This is a genomic window from Psychrobacter sp. PP-21 (assembly GCF_033790785.1).
Lineage (GTDB): Bacteria > Pseudomonadota > Gammaproteobacteria > Pseudomonadales > Moraxellaceae > Psychrobacter.
In genome coordinates, this window is the sequence record NZ_JAMYEB010000006.1 from 69,255 (window position 1) to 88,392 (window position 19,138).

16 protein-coding genes are annotated in these 19,138 nt (G+C 46.2%); 10 read left to right on the forward strand and 6 right to left on the reverse strand.

The window, feature by feature from the left end; genetic code table 11:
- Positions 1-67: 67 nt before the first annotated feature.
- From NJD71_RS07350 to NJD71_RS07360, 3 genes are all read left to right on the forward strand, one after another.
- Positions 68-1,162 (forward strand): ABC transporter permease, encoded by a 1,095-nt coding sequence (locus tag NJD71_RS07350; protein ID WP_319051294.1) that lies wholly within the window; start codon positions 68-70, stop codon positions 1,160-1,162.
- A 92-nt stretch (positions 1,163-1,254) separates the two neighbouring features.
- Complete coding sequence (locus tag NJD71_RS07355; RefSeq protein ID WP_319051295.1) at positions 1,255-2,340, forward strand: iron chelate uptake ABC transporter family permease subunit; 1,086 nt, start codon at positions 1,255-1,257, stop codon at positions 2,338-2,340.
- Positions 2,341-2,400: 60 nt separating this feature from the next.
- The gene (locus NJD71_RS07360; protein ID WP_319051296.1) at positions 2,401-3,159 is read left to right on the forward strand and encodes an iron ABC transporter ATP-binding protein; all 759 of its coding nucleotides are present in this window, start codon (positions 2,401-2,403) and stop codon (positions 3,157-3,159) included.
- Between the two features lie 148 nt (positions 3,160-3,307).
- Here the strand turns inward: NJD71_RS07360 and NJD71_RS07365 are convergent, their stop codons facing one another.
- Positions 3,308-4,642 carry a PepSY-associated TM helix domain-containing protein gene (locus tag NJD71_RS07365; RefSeq protein ID WP_319051297.1) on the reverse strand — a complete coding sequence of 445 codons (1,335 nt, stop codon included), beginning with the start codon at positions 4,640-4,642 and terminating at the stop codon, positions 3,308-3,310.
- 200 nt (positions 4,643-4,842) lie between these two features.
- On the reverse strand, positions 4,843-6,930 hold the full coding sequence (locus NJD71_RS07370; protein ID WP_319051298.1) for a TonB-dependent receptor domain-containing protein: 2,088 nt from the start codon (positions 6,928-6,930) through the stop codon (positions 4,843-4,845).
- A 514-nt stretch (positions 6,931-7,444) separates the two neighbouring features.
- Between NJD71_RS07370 and NJD71_RS07375 the strand changes: the two genes are divergently transcribed.
- The 5 genes from NJD71_RS07375 (at position 7,445) to NJD71_RS07395 (ending at position 11,814) form a co-directional block, all read left to right on the forward strand.
- Positions 7,445-7,720 carry a Trp family transcriptional regulator gene (locus NJD71_RS07375; protein ID WP_319051300.1) on the forward strand — a complete coding sequence of 92 codons (276 nt, stop codon included), beginning with the start codon at positions 7,445-7,447 and terminating at the stop codon, positions 7,718-7,720.
- Between the two features lie 103 nt (positions 7,721-7,823).
- Complete coding sequence (locus NJD71_RS07380; protein WP_319051301.1) at positions 7,824-9,242, forward strand: anthranilate synthase component I family protein; 1,419 nt, start codon at positions 7,824-7,826, stop codon at positions 9,240-9,242.
- A 33-nt stretch (positions 9,243-9,275) separates the two neighbouring features.
- Positions 9,276-9,923, forward strand: coding sequence for an anthranilate synthase component II (locus NJD71_RS07385; RefSeq protein ID WP_319051302.1), 648 nt, complete (start codon positions 9,276-9,278; stop codon positions 9,921-9,923).
- A gap of 75 nt (positions 9,924-9,998) precedes the next feature.
- A complete protein-coding gene (locus NJD71_RS07390; protein WP_319051303.1) occupies positions 9,999-10,166 on the forward strand; it encodes a hypothetical protein in 168 nt (55 codons plus the stop codon).
- A 694-nt stretch (positions 10,167-10,860) separates the two neighbouring features.
- Positions 10,861-11,814 carry a DMT family transporter gene (locus NJD71_RS07395; protein WP_319051304.1) on the forward strand — a complete coding sequence of 318 codons (954 nt, stop codon included), beginning with the start codon at positions 10,861-10,863 and terminating at the stop codon, positions 11,812-11,814.
- A 221-nt stretch (positions 11,815-12,035) separates the two neighbouring features.
- Here the strand turns inward: NJD71_RS07395 and NJD71_RS07400 are convergent, their stop codons facing one another.
- The 4 genes from NJD71_RS07400 to NJD71_RS07415 all read right to left on the reverse strand — a co-directional run bounded on the left by NJD71_RS07400 (position 12,036) and on the right by NJD71_RS07415 (position 15,486).
- The gene (locus NJD71_RS07400) at positions 12,036-12,782 is read right to left on the reverse strand and encodes an amino acid ABC transporter ATP-binding protein (protein ID WP_319051305.1); all 747 of its coding nucleotides are present in this window, start codon (positions 12,780-12,782) and stop codon (positions 12,036-12,038) included.
- A 69-nt stretch (positions 12,783-12,851) separates the two neighbouring features.
- A complete protein-coding gene (locus NJD71_RS07405; RefSeq protein ID WP_319051306.1) occupies positions 12,852-13,589 on the reverse strand; it encodes an amino acid ABC transporter permease in 738 nt (245 codons plus the stop codon).
- Entirely contained in the window at positions 13,589-14,425 is an 837-nt protein-coding gene (locus tag NJD71_RS07410; protein WP_319051307.1) for an amino acid ABC transporter substrate-binding protein, read from the reverse strand. The genes NJD71_RS07405 and NJD71_RS07410 overlap by 1 nt, the downstream gene beginning before the upstream one ends.
- A 287-nt stretch (positions 14,426-14,712) precedes the next feature.
- Positions 14,713-15,486: a UTRA domain-containing protein gene (locus NJD71_RS07415; RefSeq protein ID WP_319051308.1), complete on the reverse strand. Its 774-nt coding sequence runs from the start codon at positions 15,484-15,486 to the stop codon at positions 14,713-14,715.
- A gap of 305 nt (positions 15,487-15,791) precedes the next feature.
- Here NJD71_RS07415 and hutU point away from each other — a divergent pair, with 305 nt between their 5' ends.
- Both hutU and hutH read left to right on the forward strand, forming a co-directional pair.
- On the forward strand, positions 15,792-17,504 hold the full coding sequence (hutU, locus tag NJD71_RS07420; protein ID WP_319051309.1) for a urocanate hydratase: 1,713 nt from the start codon (positions 15,792-15,794) through the stop codon (positions 17,502-17,504).
- A 63-nt stretch (positions 17,505-17,567) separates the two neighbouring features.
- Positions 17,568-19,130, forward strand: coding sequence for a histidine ammonia-lyase (gene hutH, locus NJD71_RS07425; protein ID WP_319051310.1), 1,563 nt, complete (start codon positions 17,568-17,570; stop codon positions 19,128-19,130).
- The last annotated feature ends 8 nt before the right edge of the window (positions 19,131-19,138 follow it).

Genomic DNA, 19,138 nt, shown 5'->3' on the forward strand with positions numbered 1-19,138 from the left:
AGTCACTAATCATAATTACTAATCATAGTCACTGCAATGATCTTTTATTCTTTAGCCAGTAGAGATTATGTCGTTATTTTCACACCGTACTCACGCTAGGCTCAAACCTAACACTTCTTTGCCAACATCATCTTGGCAAAGAAGTGCCAGCCACAACCTAGGCACAGAAGCTCGACGTGCTGCCATACCACCATGGTTAATAAATACCGCAAGCCTCATTGTTATGGGGCTTTTGGTGCTGATGAGCTTATCCATTGGGGTAGCGGACTTTTCGTGGTCAGGTATTTTGCAAAGTATCATTAGCCATAGTGCCAACTCCGACAGCTCACTACTGATAGTCAGCCGTATACCACGCACCATTGCAATTATCTTGACTGGTGTTGCGATGGCCGTGGCTGGGATGATCATACAGGTGGTGCTAAAGAACCGTTTTGTAGAGCCATCTATGGTTGGTGCCACCCAAAGTGCGGCGCTTGGACTGCTAGTGGTCAGTCTGCTATTTCCTGCCAGTGCACTCATTATAAAAATGGGCGTGGCGACCATGACCGCAGTAGTCGGTATGATGCTTTTTATGCTACTGATTCATCGTATACCGCCGACTGATTTTTTGATGATTCCGCTGATTGGGATTGTCTTTGGCGGCATCATCGAGGCGGTGACGACATTCATTGCTTATCAAACTGAATCGCTACAGATGCTCAGCGTGTGGCAGTTTGGTGATTTCTCAGGCGTATTAGCAGGTCGCTATGAGCTGCTATGGCTCACAGGCGGTCTGTGTGTGCTCGCTTATATTATCGCAGACAAACTAACCATCATCGGACTGGGTGACAATATCGCGCTGAACCTAGGTATCAGCAAGCGGCAGGTTACATGGATCGGTGTGGGAATGGTCGCGATGATGAGCGCTGTTGTCGTCGTGACGGTGGGTATGATTCCTTTTATTGGCTTAATCGTACCTAATATCGTCAGTCGTCTGATGGGTGATAAATTACGTCGCAGCTTGCCAGCCGTTGCCCTACTCGGTGCTTCAGCGGTATTGCTCTGCGATATTATCGGTCGCTCTATTCGCTATCCGTTTGAAGTCCCTGTCGCCACGGTCTTTGGCGTGGTGGGTACGGTGCTGTTTTTGTGGCTGTTATTACGTGCGCCATCTGGGCGATAGCGGATTTAATACTAAGTGCTCAATGCCTTAAAAGCTGAATGACCATCGCTTATTTTTTATTACTAGATAGGCTTGGCACCATAGGATTTTGTATGTTCTCATCGACTAAGCTTACTTCCATCAAGACTGATGCTACCAAAACCAGCACCGCGATAGATAACTCATCTTTAGCAAATGGTCAGTATTCAGCCGCTGCACAAGGTCAGTTGGCAAAATTTTGGGCATTCATAGCGGCGCATCCAAAGTCTATAGCAGCTGTCACCCTACTGATCTCCATAACTTTATTTTTGACGTTAAATGTTAATGGCTACTGGGATTTTGCGCTACCACTACGGGGCAAGAAACTGTTGGCATTGATGGTGGTTGGCTATGCCATTGGCGTATCAACCCTGCTGTTTCAAACGTTGACCCACAATCCTATTTTAACGCCTTCCTTACTTGGGTTTGACTCACTTTACGTGCTGCTGCAAAGCTTGCTAGTGTTCTTTTTGGGTGCGATTAGTTTTACCAGTCTTGACCCTATCGCCAAATTTACGCTAGAGATTGTCCTAATGTTTGGGGCGTCTTTGTTATTATTTAAGCTGCTATTTTCTAAGAGCAGTCAGGATTTGACGCGCTTGATACTGGTGGGCGTTATCTTTGGCGTGTTGTTTCGCAGTTTATCAGCGCTCATTGCACGGCTAATAAACCCAGATGACTTTATAGTCGTACAATCCGCAAGCTATGCTCAGTTCAACACGGTCAATCCGCAACTGCTTGGCATTAGCCTGGTTATCTGTGCCATCACGGCAGTATTTGTCTGGCGCTGGCGCTATCAATGCGATGTCCTGATGCTCGGTCAGTCACAAGCCATCAATCTTGGGATTAATTATCAGCGTCTGGCATTTGGTTTATTGACGGTCATTGCCGTACTGGTCGCTACTGCCACCGCATTGGTCGGTCCAGTGACGTTCTTTGGGCTATTGGTCTGTGCGCTGACCAATCGTATGGCTCGTCATATGTATCATAGTGAGCGGCTGATATTGGTGAGCTTGGTTGCTATGATTTGCTTAGTACTGGGGCAGACTATTTTTGAGCAAGTGCTAGACATGGCAGGCGTATTGTCCGTCGTCATAGAACTGGCAGGTGGCCTCGTGTTCTTGGCATTGATATTTATGTCTCAGCGCCGTACGTCCTGATCGATTAGCCAATACTGTTAACAAAGAAGCTCCTAAGATCTTTTTGAGATAAGACGCATTATGATTCGACTAAATAACATCTCTCACCATATTGGTAAGCAGCAAATTCTACATGACATCACGCTGTCCTTGCCTACTGCGCAGGTCATTGCGTTGATTGGCCCTAACGGAGCGGGCAAATCGACATTGTTTTCGGTCATGGCGCGCCTGCAGCCACTACAGTCTGGACAAGTAAGCTTTGGCGAGCATGATATTGCCAGCTGTCAGGCACGTACGCTTGCCAAGACCGTTGCCATGCTCGGACAAGACAATCAAGTACAAGGACGCCTACGCGTACACGAGCTATTGATGTTTGGTCGTTACCCTTATCATCAAGGACAACCAACCGCAGACGATGTGCAAAAAGTCCAAGAGATCCTCGAGCGCTTTGAGCTTGAACCCCTTGCCGAGCGTTTTTTGTCAACGCTATCAGGTGGACAGCGTCAGCGCGTGCTGATTGCCATGATTGTCTGTCAAGACACACCCTATTTGCTGCTTGATGAACCACTCAACAACCTAGATATGTACCATGCTGGTCGCCTCATGCGTGAGCTGCGTCAGCTTAGCCATTCCCAGCAAAAAACCGTAGTAATCGTCCTGCATGATATCAACCAAGCAGCGCAGTTTGCCGATACGGTGGTTACGATGAAATCAGGTCAAGTGACCGCTATCGGTCGTCCTGCTGAGGTTATTACCCAAGAGACAATGAAAGATCTGTACAACGTCGATGTTACGGTCCTAAGCCATCAAGGTCGTCCCGTAATTGTCGATACAGTTTAGAGACTGGTAGTTGATTGTTTAGAAACTGGCACTTGAGTACTCAGTAATCAGACGGCTCGATATCCTGTCAGTACGCATACCGCTACATCTGTATCGGTATTATATGTGGCCTATCAAACGTACTGACCTTACATCTCAGTGATAACCACTATTTACTTTTTTGCAATGCCTTTAAACGCTGTTGTCGACCTTTCCACCACAGATAGACCCCTGTCCCTGACAGTACTGCTACGGCCAGCCCAATCATCGCCAAGAATACTTGGTACAGTCTATGTCCCCAGCCTTGACCGATATGCCCCATATGCAAGGTAGATAACCATTGGTCTGCCTTAGTGCCAAAAGTAGTTTGATACCCAAAATTGACACGCTCAACCTTGCCTGTCGCCGCATCAACCGTGATAGATGAAGCCCCACCTTTTTCACCAATATCCTTATTTGTTTTAAAGCGCATCTGCCATTGTTTGTCTTCTTCAACCCAGCGGATACCTAATAGCTGCTGTACCAATACACCATTCTGCTGAGCAGCAATTTCGGCTTGTGTGCTTAGATAGGCAATGCTATTGGACTTGCTGACAACTTGCGTGCTTATATTCGCGTTATTTGTACTATTGCTGACAGAAGTATTCGAATGTGTCGTCCTCTCTGTTCTACCCTGCTGCTCCGCTGATTTGTTCTGCTCAGGCTTAAAGGTTGGTCGGCCCTCTCTTGGTGTTAGCCCGACCACGGCTTGCATCACTGGTTGATAGACGGATTTTAGATTAAAGCCGACGCTCGACCATGCGATGACGAACAACATGACCCAAAGCCATAACCCAAACGCATGGTGCAAATCGTAATTGAGCTTAAAGGTATTGGTCTTGCGACGAATCTTCCAAGCAGGTAGCCAACGCTTAAGGAATGACGCCCGTTTTTTATTAGATGGCGGCCTGTTTTTGGATGGTTTGATGGCTCGTGGAAAAGTCAGATAAAAACCAATAAAGCAGTTAATCGTCCAGACCAATGAGACAATACCCAGCACCCATTTGCCAATATCACCAAGCAGTAAGTCGCGGTGTAACCAAAACACCTTCCACATGGTGTTGTTCCATGCCCACGCGTCTTTGTCACGCGTGCCAATGATATCGCTAGTATAGGGATTGATATACACTTCTTGGAATGCTGATTTTGGTTTATTGCCGCCCTTGCCTCGGCTCCTATCGACCGAAAACACAACCGCCTTATCGGGTTCTATAGATGTGGGCATACTGGAGAACTTTTGCGCAGGGTAGCTCGCTACAACATTGTCATGCAGCGCTGCGATAGACATAAGCGGTGACTTTTGGGTGTCAATATTGACCAGCTTGCGATTGAATACATCATCAAGCTCATGATGAAACGCCAGTAATGTTCCAGTGATGCTGGCAATGATCAAAAAGGCTGCCATAGCAAGCCCAGTATAACGGTGAATCCATAAACAGACTTGGCGCGGATTGAGTGAATTCATGGGTTTTTATTCTTTATTCATATATTATTTTAGTAGGTACTTATCAATAAGCACTTATCAGCGAGTGCTCATTAGCGAATACGTCATCGCTGTTGTGATAATTTAAAACCTATCCACAATAAAAAGTCAGCTCCCATATATAGACAGCTGACTCTATTGATACGATTAGATTTGTATTAAATTAAACCAGATAAGCGAGATTAGAACTGATACGTTAATGAGGTTTTGATGTTGCGTCCCATTTCAAAGTCAGTATAGTCATCATCTATAGAGTTACGTGATGCGTGGCTGGCATAGGTCTCATCAAAGATATTGTATACCCCAAGCGTGGCTTTTAAGCCTTCAACTTGAGTTGGTGTATAGCTCATAAAGATATCATGCACGTCATAGTTTGGTTTTTCGTTGTCATCGCCCGCGGTGTCCGGCGTCACTGAAGCGACGTAAGTGCTGCGCCAGCCAAGCTCAGTAGTATCAGTTGGTGCATAGCCCAAGTTGACCATATACTTGTCACCAGACTCAGAGCCACTACCACTCACTGAAGCGATGTTGTAACCAGTATCCTCGCCCTTGCTGCGTGCACGCGCATAGCTTAGACCCATATTGAAGTTATCTACTCTATAATCCGCTGATAGCTCCACGCCTTTGATTTTGAAATCTTCGTCGTTATTAATAACGCCTTGACACAGCTCAGGAGCAGCGCTCGTACCCAACTGTCCCGTCGTACAGTTCAGACCAGTTCTGCTACCGCCAGCACGTACAAACTCGATGTAGTTTTCGATATTGGTTTCAAAGTACTTACCGCTTAACTTCAACGAATCATTTGCTGTCGTTAGACCACGCAAAGTCGTTGCGATACCAATTTCGGCATTGTCGCCTTCTTCTGCTTTTAGATCATCATTGACATAGGTGCCAGCACCATCAGTATTGAAGATCGTTTGGCTCAGGTCTGGACCATTAAACAACTGGGTATAGCTTGCAAATAGCTGAGTGTGTGGTGCAATCTCATAGCTAGCAGCCAATGCGCCAACGACATTGTCATAAGTCTTGCCTGCCGATACAAACTCAGGAGACTCGTAGCGGTCGTAACGAACGCCTGGCGTTAAGCTAAGTTTGCCGATTTGCCATTGGTCTTCTAAGTATACTGATGTGTTGGTTGCTTCGTCGGTGCTAGCATCTGCAAAGTCTCGTGACATCTCAGATTCTTTTTTGTAATGCTCAACACCTGCGATTAGCTTATGAGTGCCTTTGATACCATCAATGATGCTGCTATCAACAATACTGGTGTTTTGTACTTTTCCGCCAGTGGTTTTGACCTCTGCATCAAACTCGAACCCAGGCTCGCCATCAGAGTTACGTAAGATCTGCGTGCTGGTCTGATAGACATTGGTGTCTATATCAACCAATTGATTGGCAGGATTATAAGTATGATCGAGCGCGTAAGTGTCGCGTTTGACTTCTTGCGGCAGGATTGGGTTCCAACCGCCAGCAGGGAAATCTGGACGTAATGGGAATAGCCCTTTGTTTTCGGTACGGCTAAAGCTAGCACCCACATGATGATCCTGACCAACATATGCGCCTGCTTTTAGAAGAATGTTTTCGCCTTCGCTGTCTTCGGTTTGAATTTTGCGGCCGCTACCATCTTCGCCAGCATTGGCATCACGCTTGCCATAATAAGCAAGTAAGTCGATGTTTTCTGTTGGGGCGCCATAGACGGTCGCCGAGGTCAACAGCTCATCGTTATTACTGCCATAGCCTGCGTGGATTTTGGCGCCTACTGTTTGACCAGGCTTGAGCAGGTCCGCTGCATCGACGGTTTCAAAAGCAACCGCGCCGCCGATGGCATCGTTGCCAAGCGTTACTGAGTTATTACCCACTGACACTTCTGCTTGCTTGAGCAAGTCTGGATCAATAGTGACATCGCCCATATGATAGAACAGCGCACCCTCTTGACGGGCACCATCGATAGTGACTTTTAGATTGGTATCATCAAGACCACGCACACGTATGCGCTGATTGACTGATGAAGTACCGCCTACATCTACTCCTGGTACCACATCTAAAAAATCACTCAAATGGCTTGCTTGAGCAGCTGGGGTATAGTCATCTATATAGACAGAGTCCTCTTGCACACTATCGCGTACCGAGCTATTGGCCGTAACAGTAATAGTCTGTAGTGTGGTATTTGGCATATCATCTGCCGTAGCAGCGCTGGCCGCTTGTGTCCACAATACCGCTGCCACGCCTACAGATAGCACAGTCAATGGGCTAGATAACTTCACTTCACGCATAACACACTCACTTTATTTACTATTAGAATTTTTAAGCCGTCGATAAACGGTCTCTTATGACACTACCCTTTAAACTACATCTTCTTTTATATATTCAAGCTGATATGCGAATAACATCATTAATGTTAATGATAATGATAATGATTTAATTATGTGGGGCATAATAACGAAGTATTAACAATTTGGCAATAATTAATATGCTGAATTTATATGAATATTTTTGGGTAATTATAAATTTACGGTGAGAGGTGTCTATAACAGATGGCATAGCGGTTCAATAGCTCGAGTTACTATTCAACGCTATGATCATTTATGCTTACTTAGCTTTAATTGATTGGTGCTGACACACATGACAACGAAGAATGGCTCGAAATTGTATCGATGGACGACAGTCAGTTGCCTAACCCTTGTTTTTCTTGTACTACTGTACTAGAATACTGAAACAAGGCAGTCCTTTACTGAGTAGCTGTTTGACGAGTGCGCTGTCTCCTTTTTTTGTTTAAGACTATCTATTATGACTACCGACCCTTATCAGAGCTTACTAACCCATTTGACAAACTGTACTGATAGCAAAGACATCGATAAGCTATTAAGTGCGCTACTGACAAATAAAGAGCAACACGATATTGCCAATCGTATTCGTATTTTTGACTTGCTTGAGCAAGGCGTTACACAACGTGATATCTCTGAGCAACTGGGCGTTGGTATTGCCACGGTCTCTCGCGGTGCTAGAGCCATGCAAAGCCATGATGTAAGCGCGTTACTTGCTACTCATAGAGCGCGCTCTTAAACCACTATATAGCGCATTTGCTACTCTTTTACTAATTACCTTCTTAATAACTACTTTACTAATTGCCTAATCGACACCTATTTGATGAATTTCGGACTTTGTTATGACTTCTAGTACACTTGCACAGACCCAACCTGCACCTATCGATATCCCTAGTAAACCAAAGCGTATTAAGCTCACACAGGATATTGATTTTTTTGCGTTATTCAAACGTATCGAGAGCGCGTTTGATACCTGTTATTTGCTCGAATCGTTGGGCGAAGACAGTCATATCTCACGTCATCATGCGATCGGATTCGACCCTGTGACCACCATCGCTGCGTTAGACCGCCATACACTTGCTATCACTGATAATAAAACGGCGACCACCACCAAGTATCAAACTGACAATCCTTATGAGATGCTTCGCGCCATCACACCGCAGCATGTCATTGCCCGTGATCAGAGCGGCGGACTTGTCGGTTATTTGGGTTATGACTGTGTGAACTTTTTTGAGCCAAGCCTGACGGCAAAAGCCAGTGACGACTTTGAGCCGTTTAAATTCGGTGTTTATTTGGATGGCTTGACGCTCGATAAAATGACAGGTGAGATTTTCTACTTTTATTATCAAACGGCTCAGCAAAACAACCGTATCGAGCAAATCAAAGCGCTACTCGATGACCCGATTCCAAATTATGAAGCGCCCACCGTTGAGTTCTTGGGCGATGGCATGAGCCAAGAAGAACATGCTAATGTGGTGATGCAGGTCAAAGAGGACATCATCTCTGGTCGCATCTTTCAGTGTGAGGTTGGGTTCAAATCCAAGTACCGTATCGCTGGTGACAAGATGCCCATCTACGAAAAACTGCGTGCGGTCAACCCATCACCGCACATGTATTTTATGAAATTTGCGCAGCAGTGCATCATTGGCGCGTCCCCTGAGCTGCTGTTCCGCTTGCGTCAAGGCGAGATGGAAACCTATCCGCTCGCAGGCACGGCTAAGCGCGGCGTCGATGTGATCGAAGACCGTAAGCTTGCCCGCGCTCTGCTCAACGATGACAAAGAAATTGCCGAGCACAACATGCTGGTCGATTTGCATCGCAATGATATCGGCCGTGTGGCGCGATTTGGCACGGTAAAAGTGCGTAGTTTGATGGATATCAAACGCTTCTCACACGTACAGCATATTTCCTCTGAGATCGTTGGTATCCTGCACCCTGACGAAGATATGTTCAGTGCCCTTGCCAGTAATTTCCCTGCTGGTACGTTATCAGGTGCTCCTAAGGTAGAGGCCATCAAAGTCATCAATGAGCTAGAGCCAGATGGGCGCGGTGCTTATGGTGGCGCGCTCGGCTCTTTCAATTTTAATGGTGACTGTATCTTTGCCATTCCGATTCGTAGCCTGTTTATCAGCGGCGAGTCTGCCTACGCACAAACCTGCGGTGGCAACGTCTATGACTCAAATCCAGCCGATGAGTACCTAGAGATTCAGCGCAAACTGTCTGCGATGAAAGTCGTATTAGACAGCTTTATGCAACCATAATTATCCCTATTTTTATCAAAGAGTTTATGACCCATGAATGTTTTAATTATTGATAACTACGACTCATTTACCTTTAATCTCTATCAGTATGTTGGCGAGATTTTACAAACTTTAGACGGCAGCAATGAAGCCAAAGTCATTGTCAAACGTAATAATGAGATTACCCTAGCTGACGTACAAGCCATGAATTTAGATAGAATTATTATCTCACCTGGTCCTGGCTCCCCTGATGATCCGGCGTATTTTGGCATCTGTAGTGAGGTTATTGAGACATTAGGCAAGACTATCCCCCTACTAGGTGTCTGCTTGGGTATGCAAGGCATTGCTCATGTATTCGGTGGTGATGTGATACGCGCCAGTGTGCCGATGCACGGCAAAGTATCTTCTATTCGTCATGATGGTACAGGTATCTATCAAGGCTTGCCGCAAGAGCTTGAGATCATGCGCTATCACTCACTGGTGGTAAAAGCAGACACCATTCCAGATTGTCTGACCATTACCTCAGTCGTCGCCAATGATGAACGTGCGGCATTGAGCTTTGATGAGTCTGCGTTGACGGGCGATGAGATTATGGGACTGGCGCACAAAGACTATCCAATACAAGGTGTGCAGTTTCACCCTGAGTCCTTTGCCACTGAAGGCGCTAAGCGGTTGCTAAGTAACTTTTTATTGCAGGTGTAGACCGATATATCTATTGCTAGGTCTGTCTCAAGCCTAAATAAATACTGCTTATTATTCAGACGTATTGTGTTGCTCTTGAGCCTAGCTTTAGTGACTGCTGTCAGCTCGGCAGCAACGCCAGTACAAGCAAACTTCATCTTGGGTATGGATATCCAAGGTCAACGTCTAAATCTATATAAAGGCTGCGAAGAAGGGAATGTGACCTGTAGTGATATGCTACTGGTCGCGCCAGATCTGGGATGATTACTACAGACAAAGCAACTAGGGGAAAAGCTCGATGGCACACCCTACTCGGTCAATCTGTCTCCTGCTAAAACCAAATATAGCTTATGTAACGATGGTATTACACCTTGCCAATTTCAGGATTATCGTTTTGAAGGAGAAGATCTCAACGGGTTTATAGATCCATCAAATCATGAGCTGTATTTATCCAGCAACTGGACGACAGATAACGATACTTTTACCTACACAGAAAATACCACTTATTTACCATTGGTTTCGCAAACGGCGTTAATTGACGATAGCTACAACATATCAGATCAAGCACTAAACAGCAGCTATGGCGTTGCACAGCGGGAGGCTTGACGTTTTTGTGATAAACAAACCTCAGCTGACCTCAAAAAAGAATAGATTCAATGGATAAAGCCGCGAACAAAAAATTGCGGTGCTGATGCTAATCATTTGCCAAGGACTCAAGCCGAAAAAGTGTGCTTTATTCAGCAAAACACCGTGCGAGATCAAGCGTGGTTTTTGTGGATCGATTAAGTGTAGCCTGCTCTAGTAGCGACCGATTGCTATTTAATGATAGACTAAAATAACCAACAAAAGACAGCCTTTAATCAGGTTGTCTTTTCTTATTGCAGTATGACTGGACGCGCTTGCGTCACGGCCACTCTGACAACGCCAAACATCATTTAGATCGTAAGAAGAAACCAGTATGGCAAATCTCGAGAGCACAGCGGCGATACCCTCGCATCAATCGTGGATAGGCACTATTCAAATCATTACCGCAGCAGTCTGCTGGGGCACGCTTGGTATATTTTCGACCTATCTTAATCAAATTGGATTCAGTGGGTGGCAGGTGACGATATTACGTATCGTGACGGCAGCATTTATTATCTTAGCTATGCTACCAAAACTATGGCCAGACCTGATCAAATTACAACCCAAGAAATGGCTTGGACTGGCAATGCAGTCTTTGATCGGTGTGCTTGGTATGTCAGTGTGCTATTTTTTTGCCGTAATCTATGTCGGAGCAGGTCCTGCGGTGGCGCTGCTGTATACCGCGCCTGTGTTTAGCCTGCTGTTTTCGAAATTCTTACTGAGTGAGTCCATCACGCGCAAATCTCTCGCGCTGGCATTCATGGCTGTATTTGGTGTTGGTTTGACGATGCTGGGCGAGCAGGCACAGGTCAATTGGGGTATTTTACTCGGCTTGGCAGCAGGGATGTGCTATTCCTTATACGGGGTATTAGGCAAGCGGGCGATGCATTACGCTCACCCTGCTCCCTTAGTGTTTTTTACCTCTATCGTCATTAGTGCAGGCGGATTACTGCTCTTACCTGAAACTTATCGTACTTATGAGCAGCTGCTAAGCCTACCTTTACTCACTTGGGGTTATGTCCTAGGACTGTCTCTGTTGGGCACTGTGGTCCCGTTTGGGCTATATATGAAAGCGTTAGAAAAACTGCCTGCCACGCGTGCCTCCGTCTTTACTATTTTTGAGCCATTGACGGCTATTGCACTTGCGGTACTGTTATTGCAGCAGTCTTTATCTTGGATTCAGTATCTAGGTGTCGGACTTATTTTGCTGGCAGCGTTATTGAATGCAGTGCTAAACGGTACTGCCACTCGCGTACCTCGCTGGCTAAAACAACGACAAAAGGTATAGCGCTATTATCCGATTTTCAAGATATAAGCTCGTTAAAATACATGCTAACTAAAATGAGTTTTGGTTATATCAATAAAAAAGCCCCAACCATGATCACATGATTGGGGCTTTTTAGTTTATCGTTTCTACTTCTTGCTTCTTGCTGTTTGGTTTATTAACTGACTCAATAACAAAGACTATCAGCGATAACAGTTCGAGAGATAGTTTGAGTGCTCTCGACTCTACTTCTGATCAATACGCTGTAAAAATGCCTGCGTACGCGGATGTTTGGAATCTTCAAATAACTGCTTGGCGCTGCCCTCTTCGACGACAACACCGTCTTCGATTAACACCACATGATCAGCAACGTCACGAGCAAAATTAATCTCGTGCGTGACCACCACCATCGTCCAGCCCTCAGACGCGAGCTGCTTCATGGTTTCAAGGACATCTTGTACCAGCTCTGGATCGAGCGCTGATGTTGGCTCATCAAACAACAGTAACGACGGCTCAATCGCAAGCGCACGGGCGATGCCAATACGCTGCTGCTGACCACCCGATAGCTGAAATGGATAGAGATCAGCTTTATCCGATAGCCCCACCTTATCAAGCAGTACCAATGCTTGCTCACGTGCTTGCGCTTTGCTTTGTCCTTGTACCACCGTAGGACCAAGCATCAGATTCTCAATAGCTGTCTTATGCGGAAACAAATTATAAGACTGAAAGACCATGCCAGATTTGCGCTGTAACGCTAGCAGCTTTTTTTTGTTTGGTTTGGTCGCAAAATCAACGCTTAAGCTGTCATCATCAAACGCAATCACGCCTTTGTCAGGAATCTCTAGCGCATTAAGACAACGCAAAAACGTGGTTTTGCCCGATCCTGAAGGCCCTAATATAACAACCACTTTGCCTTTATTGATAGTCAAATCGATGTCTTTGAGCACCTGATTGCTACCAAAGGTTTTATGGATATTAGTGACTTTGATCATAAAAATTCCTGTTGGGCTGGTCTATATTTGCGAGTATCTATTGAGCCACGATTTGTGTTGCCGCATGACTTATTTTGCCACGTAGCGATCAAGGCGAGTTTCAAGCTTACCTTGAATAAAGGTCAAGAATAGACAGATACCCCAATAAATAACCGCCGCTTCTGTGTACACCAGCATAAACTCGTAGTTACGAGCGGTAATGATTTGCGCTTGTTTAAACAGCTCAGTGACCAACACCAGTGACGCAAGCGAGGTATCTTTTACCAAACTGATAAAGGTATTAGACAATGGTGGCACCGACACGCGTAGTGCCTGCGGTAAGATCACATGACGAAACGTTTGCAAGTACGTCAAGCCAACGGTAGAACCTGCTTCCCACTGCCCCTTTGGAATCGATAAAATCGAAGCTCGTACTGTCTCTGAGGCGTATGCGCCAATATTTAGAGAGAACGCAATAATTGCTGAGGGAAACGGATCGAGCTTGACGCCGACACTAGGCAGACCATAAAAGATAATGAATAGCTGCACCAGCATCGGTGTACCGCGAATCGCAGACACATAGATACGCGCCAAGCGATAGACGATCTCATGAAACCAACCAGCACGCGGTACAATCCGAATCAGAGCAACCGTCAGAGCAATCGCCATACCAATCGCAAACGAGATTAACGCCAGTGGTATCGAATAATAAATACCACCTTTGAGCATTGGCCAAAATGACGAGATGACAATCTGCGCCCGATCAGGACTCATAAATGGCAATAATGCCAGTAGTTCAGCGAGCACAGCGGTGATAGACGCTAACATTATTTTTGTTGACTTACATCAGCACCAAAGAACTCTTCGCTAAGCTTGGTGAGGGTGCCATCAGCGGCAAGCGCTGCCATTGCTTCATCCAATTTTGCCACGACTTCGTCATCGCCTTTGATGAGTACTAGACCTGAGCCTGTTTGCTCACTAGCAGGTGCGGTCAGTTTGATCTCGAGATCAGAGTCTGGGAATTTTTTGAGATAATCGAGTACGGCTAGATTGTCATTCATCGTAAAGTCAGCACGGTCTTGCTTAACCAATTGAATCGCTTGCGCCATACCATCGACAGGGACAATCTCTGCGCCATATTTTTCTGCCAGCTCGCCATAGTTACTGCTCAGTGATTGGGCGGTACGTAGGCCTTTTAGATTGTCCCAAGAGCTGTAACGATTGTCATCCGTTGGTGCTAGTGCAACCGCACCTGACCAGCTATAAGCCATAGACTTATCATATTTAGCCAGACGTTCAGGAGTCGTTAAGCTGACTTGGTTAGCAACCATATCAAAGCGTTTTGAATCCAAACCTGCCAGCATGGCATCCCACTGGGTCTCTTTGAACTCGACTTCTACGCCTAGCTTATCGGCAACGGCACGTGTCACTTCGACGTCATAGCCTGTCAGCTTACCACTCTCATCATGATAGGTGAACGGAGGATACGTACCCTCTGTACCGACGTTGATGGTACCGCCGTTATTGATACGTTGCAGCAAATCAGAACCGCCTGTCGCTGCACTGTCAGTTGCGGTAGTATCGGCTTCATTGGTAGATGACTGACCACAAGCGGCAAGGAATATAGTACTAGCGGCAAGGGCTAAAAGAGTACGACGTTTCATAAGACGTCCTTATAAGAATAAATAGAGTGAATATCAACAAATAGGAAAAAGCCGATACACAAGGACAGTACGATAGCTGCTCTATAATATTCGGCTTTGGCTGCTCGATTTGAGGTTACTCAGTGTATTTTTCAATGCTGTTTGAATATTATTTTTCAAAAGTATGGATGTACAATGGCGGCTACATAAGAAGCCACTACTGCTCAATAAATAACAACTTATGGATATAGTAGCTCATTTTGGATAGCACAAACGTACAATATCAGTGAGTATACGTAAGACAGTCACTATAACTTACCTGAGAACTGGTAACGATCGCCAGCATGCCACATTTTGACAAAGGTCACTACTTGACCTGCTGAGTAAGTTTGCCTGCGTAGTACTAGAGTTGGGGATTGCGGGGTAATCTGCAGAGCATCTGCCACCTCGTTTGGCGCGGCAAGGGCACGGATGGTATAGCTGCCGCTCTCTAGCGGTATTTTTTCAACCAGATAATCACTGGTATTGACGACCGTAAAGTCCTGATCGATAAACTTCGGCACTTTTTTAGCATCGACCCAACGTTCTTCAAACTGTATAGGCTGACCATCAGCAAAGTGAATGATTTTTACTTCATACAGGACAGCTTCATCACTAGCGTCTGTCTGAGCGTTTGTGTTAACAGGCACAGACTCTTCATCAATCACAGGCCCTTCATCAATACCAAACTTACGACGCAACTCATTATCGAGCATAGCAGCAGTAACGGCGCGCTTGCTCACGACTTTGGCTTCATAGTCACGATTGGCGGATTTGAGATCCTCTGCGATATTACGCACTTCTACAAAGGTATGGTTAAACTGCTGCTGCGCGACAAACGTACCTGAACCTTGACGGCGTTCTAGTACCCGCTCCTCGCTCAGCTCTTTGAGCGCGCGATTGACCGTCATCCGTGATACGCCAAACTCTTCAGCCAATGCCATTTCAGTAGAAATCGCCTTACCTGCCTGCCATTTACCAGAATGAATATTGTCTAATATGGCATTTTTTATACGTTGATATGCTGGAGTTGTCTTCGTCATGTTCGTCTTTAACCGTCAATTCTGCTCACAATAATGACAGCATAATATCATGAGACCACTGTGCAAACCTCAGCCAAAATGCCTGAGCAGTAAGCAATTTGCCAAATCAATAACAAAAATAATGAGTGGGCAAATAAAAAATCCTTGCATGAAAAAATAATCTTTGATAATTTGTATATACAAATATATAGCAGCGCTTAAAATATTAATTGAGCTACTCGATATTTCGATGAATTTATAGGCTGCTTGTCAAACACTGACTATGACTACTCTATTGCCCTATTTGTTATTACAAGGATATGACCATGACTACCGATAATGGAACCAACAATAAGCTAACTCGCCGTGATGAGTCTCGTGATATCGCCGCGCCTACTGGTAGCACACTACATTGCAAAAGCTGGCTGACCGAAGCGCCTTATCGCATGCTGCAAAACAACTTACATCCTGATGTCGCTGAAAACCCAAAAAGTCTGGTCGTCTACGGTGGTATCGGACGCGCTGCCCGTAATTGGGAAAGCTATGATCAAATCTTAGAGTCACTAAAAGAATTAGAAGATGATGAGACGTTGTTGGTGCAATCTGGTAAGCCTGTAGGTGTGTTTCAGACGCATGAAAATGCACCACGCGTGTTGATTGCAAACTCTAACCTTGTGCCGCGCTGGGCGACATGGGAGCATTTCAATGAGCTCGATCGCAAAGACTTATTTATGTACGGTCAGATGACGGCAGGTAGCTGGATTTATATCGGTACGCAAGGCATCGTACAAGGCACATATGAGACCTTTGTCGAAGCGGGTCGTCAGCATTATGACGGTAGCTGGGCAGGTCGTTGGATTTTGACCGCCGGTCTGGGCGGTATGGGCGGCGCACAGCCACTAGCCGCGACTTTTGCAGGTGCAACATCACTGAATATCGAGTGTCAGCAGTCTAGTATCGATTTCCGCTTGCGTACGGGTTATGTCGATAAGCAAGCAGATAACCTCGACCATGCTTACGAGTTAATCAAACAACATACCGATGCTGGCGAAGCTGTCTCTATCGCCCTACTTGGTAACGCTGCAGATATCCTGCCTGAGATAGTCAAGCGTGCTAATGCTGGCGGTATAAAGCCAGATTTGGTTACCGATCAAACCTCAGCGCATGATTTAATTAATGGCTATCTGCCAAGTGGCTGGACAGTGGAAGCATGGAAAGCCGCGCAAGAAGATCCAGAGCAACACGCCGCATTGACCAAAGCCGCTGCCCAATCTTGTGCCGTACACGTACAAGCGATTTTAGACTTGCAAGCGATGAATATCCCAGCGACTGATTACGGTAATAACATCCGTCAGGTGGCTTTTGATGAAGGGGTCAAAGATGCTTTTGACTTCCCAGGTTTTGTCCCTGCGTATATCCGTCCGCTGTTTTGCCAAGGCAAAGGCCCATTCCGCTGGGTAGCACTCTCAGGCGATCCAGAAGACATCTATAAGACTGATCAAAAAATCAAAGAGCTGTTCCCTGAAAACACCCACGTCCATCGTTGGTTAGATATGGCAAAAGAGCGTATTCAGTTCCAAGGCTTGCCTGCGCGTATCTGCTGGTTAGGTCTGGGCGAGCGTGACAAAGCAGGTTTGGCATTTAATGAAATGGTCAAAAACGGTGAGCTAAAAGGCCCTATCGTCATTGGTCGCGACCACTTAGACACGGGTTCTGTTGCCAGTCCAAACCGCGAAACCGAAAGCATGAAAGATGGCTCAGATGCGGTATCTGATTGGGCATTATTGAATGGCATGCTCAATGTCGCGGGCGGCGCGACCTGGGTATCACTACATCATGGTGGCGGCGTGGGCATGGGCTACTCGCAGCACTCAGGCATGGTCATCGTCGCGGATGGTACGGACGCGGCAGCCAAACGCTTATCACGAGTACTTGTCAATGACTGCGGTTCAGGCGTTATGCGTCATGCAGATGCAGGTTATGAGCTGGCGATTAAAACAGCGAAAGACTATGGTTTGAACTTGCCAATGATTAGATAATAAGCATCGCCTTAATACCATAAAAATAACCCACTATACGACTATGCAGTTAGGATTACCCTTATGAGCAATATTAAACAATTAACCCTACGCCCTCGCCAGCTTAGCTTTGAGATGCTACGTGAAATCTATGATCAGCCCGTGGTATTGAGCTTGCCTGAGAGCGCTTATGAGGCGATTGATGCCTCGCACGAAGATGTGCGCACGATCATTGGCCGTGATAAAAGCGCTTATGGCATCAATACTGGTTTTGGCTTACTTGCCAAGACACGTATCAGTGATGACCAGCTTGAGCTGCTACAGCGTAACCTGATCATTTCTCATTCGGTAGGTACTGGTGACGCGCTACCAGACGGTGTGGTACGACTGATTATGGTAATGAAGGTTGCTAGCCTAGCACAAGGCGTTTCTGGTGTACGCCGCGAGGTGGTTGATAGCTTACTTGGTTTGATCAACAATCAAATCACGCCAAACATTCCCGCCAAAGGATCGGTTGGTGCATCTGGTGATTTGGCGCCACTATCACACATGACACTTGCAATGATGGGTGAAGGTCACGTCTATGTCGATGGCAAAAAAGTCCTTGCCGTTGATGCGCTAGCCCAGCATGGACTAAAGCCAATCACATTGGCCGCCAAAGAAGGCCTTGCTCTCATCAACGGTACGCAAGTATCAACCGCACTAGCATTACGTGGTTATTTCTTAGCACGGGATTTGCTTGAGACAGCGACTATCGTCGGCTCGCTATCGATTGATGCTGCCAAAGGCTCAGATTCACCATTTGATGCCCGTATTCATGAAGTACGTGGTCATCATGGTCAGATAGAGATCGCCAAAGCGCATCGTCAATTGATCAAAGGCAGTGCTATTCGTGCCTCGCACGATGGCGAACAAGATGATCGCGTACAAGACCCTTACTGCCTACGATGTCAGCCACAAGTCATGGGTGCTTGCCTTGATATCATCAACCAAGCAGGAAAAACGCTACTTATCGAATCCAATGCGGTGACAGACAATCCGCTTATCTTTAATAACGAAGATGGCCCGGTCGCCATATCAGGTGGCAACTTCCATGCTGAGCCAGTCGCTTTTGCAGCGGATATTTTAGCCTTGGCAATCGCTGAGATTGGCTCGATGTCTGAGCGCCGTGTCGCTTTGCTGATCGATGCCACTTTGTCAGGTGGCTTACCGCCATTCTTGGTCGATAACGCTGGGGTCAACTCAGGTTTTATGATTGCGCATGTGACCGCCGCAGCACTGGCATCGGAAAACAAATCTATCGCCCATCCAGGCAGCGTCGATAGTATCCCAACTTCTGCCAACCAAGAAGATCATGTATCCATGGCAACATATTGTGCACGCCGCCTATACGAGATGGCGCAAAACACGGCCACTATCATCGGTATTGAGCTATTGGCTGCTGGTCAAGGTATCGACTTCCATCGCGGACTCGAGACGTCAGAGCCGTTGACAGTGGCACATGAAAAACTGCGCGCGCAAGTGACTTTTTATGACAAAGATCGCTACCTAGCCCCTGATATCGAAGCCGCCAAACAGTTAGTACTAGACGGTACACTTGCTGAGCATTGGCAAGAACTGCGTCGCGACTGGTACGAGTCTAAGTAACCGTTAAT

What these genes read in the sequence shown, in the direction of transcription:
- NJD71_RS07365 (WP_319051297.1), bottom strand. Translation starts at nt 4,642, where the DNA reads ATGAATTCACTCAATCCGCGCCAAGTCTGTTTATGGATTCACCGTTAT.
- NJD71_RS07385 (WP_319051302.1), top strand. Translation starts at nt 9,276, where the DNA reads ATGAATGTTTTAATTATTGATAACTACGACTCATTTACCTTTAATCTC.
- NJD71_RS07405 (WP_319051306.1), bottom strand. Translation starts at nt 13,589, where the DNA reads ATGTTAGCGTCTATCACCGCTGTGCTCGCTGAACTACTGGCATTATTG.
- NJD71_RS07380 (WP_319051301.1), top strand. Translation starts at nt 7,824, where the DNA reads ATGACTTCTAGTACACTTGCACAGACCCAACCTGCACCTATCGATATC.
- NJD71_RS07415 (WP_319051308.1), bottom strand. Translation starts at nt 15,486, where the DNA reads ATGACGAAGACAACTCCAGCATATCAACGTATAAAAAATGCCATATTA.
- NJD71_RS07395 (WP_319051304.1), top strand. Translation starts at nt 10,861, where the DNA reads ATGGCAAATCTCGAGAGCACAGCGGCGATACCCTCGCATCAATCGTGG.
- NJD71_RS07400 (WP_319051305.1), bottom strand. Translation starts at nt 12,782, where the DNA reads ATGATCAAAGTCACTAATATCCATAAAACCTTTGGTAGCAATCAGGTG.
- hutH (WP_319051310.1), top strand. Translation starts at nt 17,568, where the DNA reads ATGAGCAATATTAAACAATTAACCCTACGCCCTCGCCAGCTTAGCTTT.
- NJD71_RS07370 (WP_319051298.1), bottom strand. Translation starts at nt 6,930, where the DNA reads ATGCGTGAAGTGAAGTTATCTAGCCCATTGACTGTGCTATCTGTAGGC.
- NJD71_RS07350 (WP_319051294.1), top strand. Translation starts at nt 68, where the DNA reads ATGTCGTTATTTTCACACCGTACTCACGCTAGGCTCAAACCTAACACT.
- NJD71_RS07410 (WP_319051307.1), bottom strand. Translation starts at nt 14,425, where the DNA reads ATGAAACGTCGTACTCTTTTAGCCCTTGCCGCTAGTACTATATTCCTT.
- NJD71_RS07375 (WP_319051300.1), top strand. Translation starts at nt 7,445, where the DNA reads ATGACTACCGACCCTTATCAGAGCTTACTAACCCATTTGACAAACTGT.
- NJD71_RS07360 (WP_319051296.1), top strand. Translation starts at nt 2,401, where the DNA reads ATGATTCGACTAAATAACATCTCTCACCATATTGGTAAGCAGCAAATT.
- NJD71_RS07355 (WP_319051295.1), top strand. Translation starts at nt 1,255, where the DNA reads ATGTTCTCATCGACTAAGCTTACTTCCATCAAGACTGATGCTACCAAA.
- hutU (WP_319051309.1), top strand. Translation starts at nt 15,792, where the DNA reads ATGACTACCGATAATGGAACCAACAATAAGCTAACTCGCCGTGATGAG.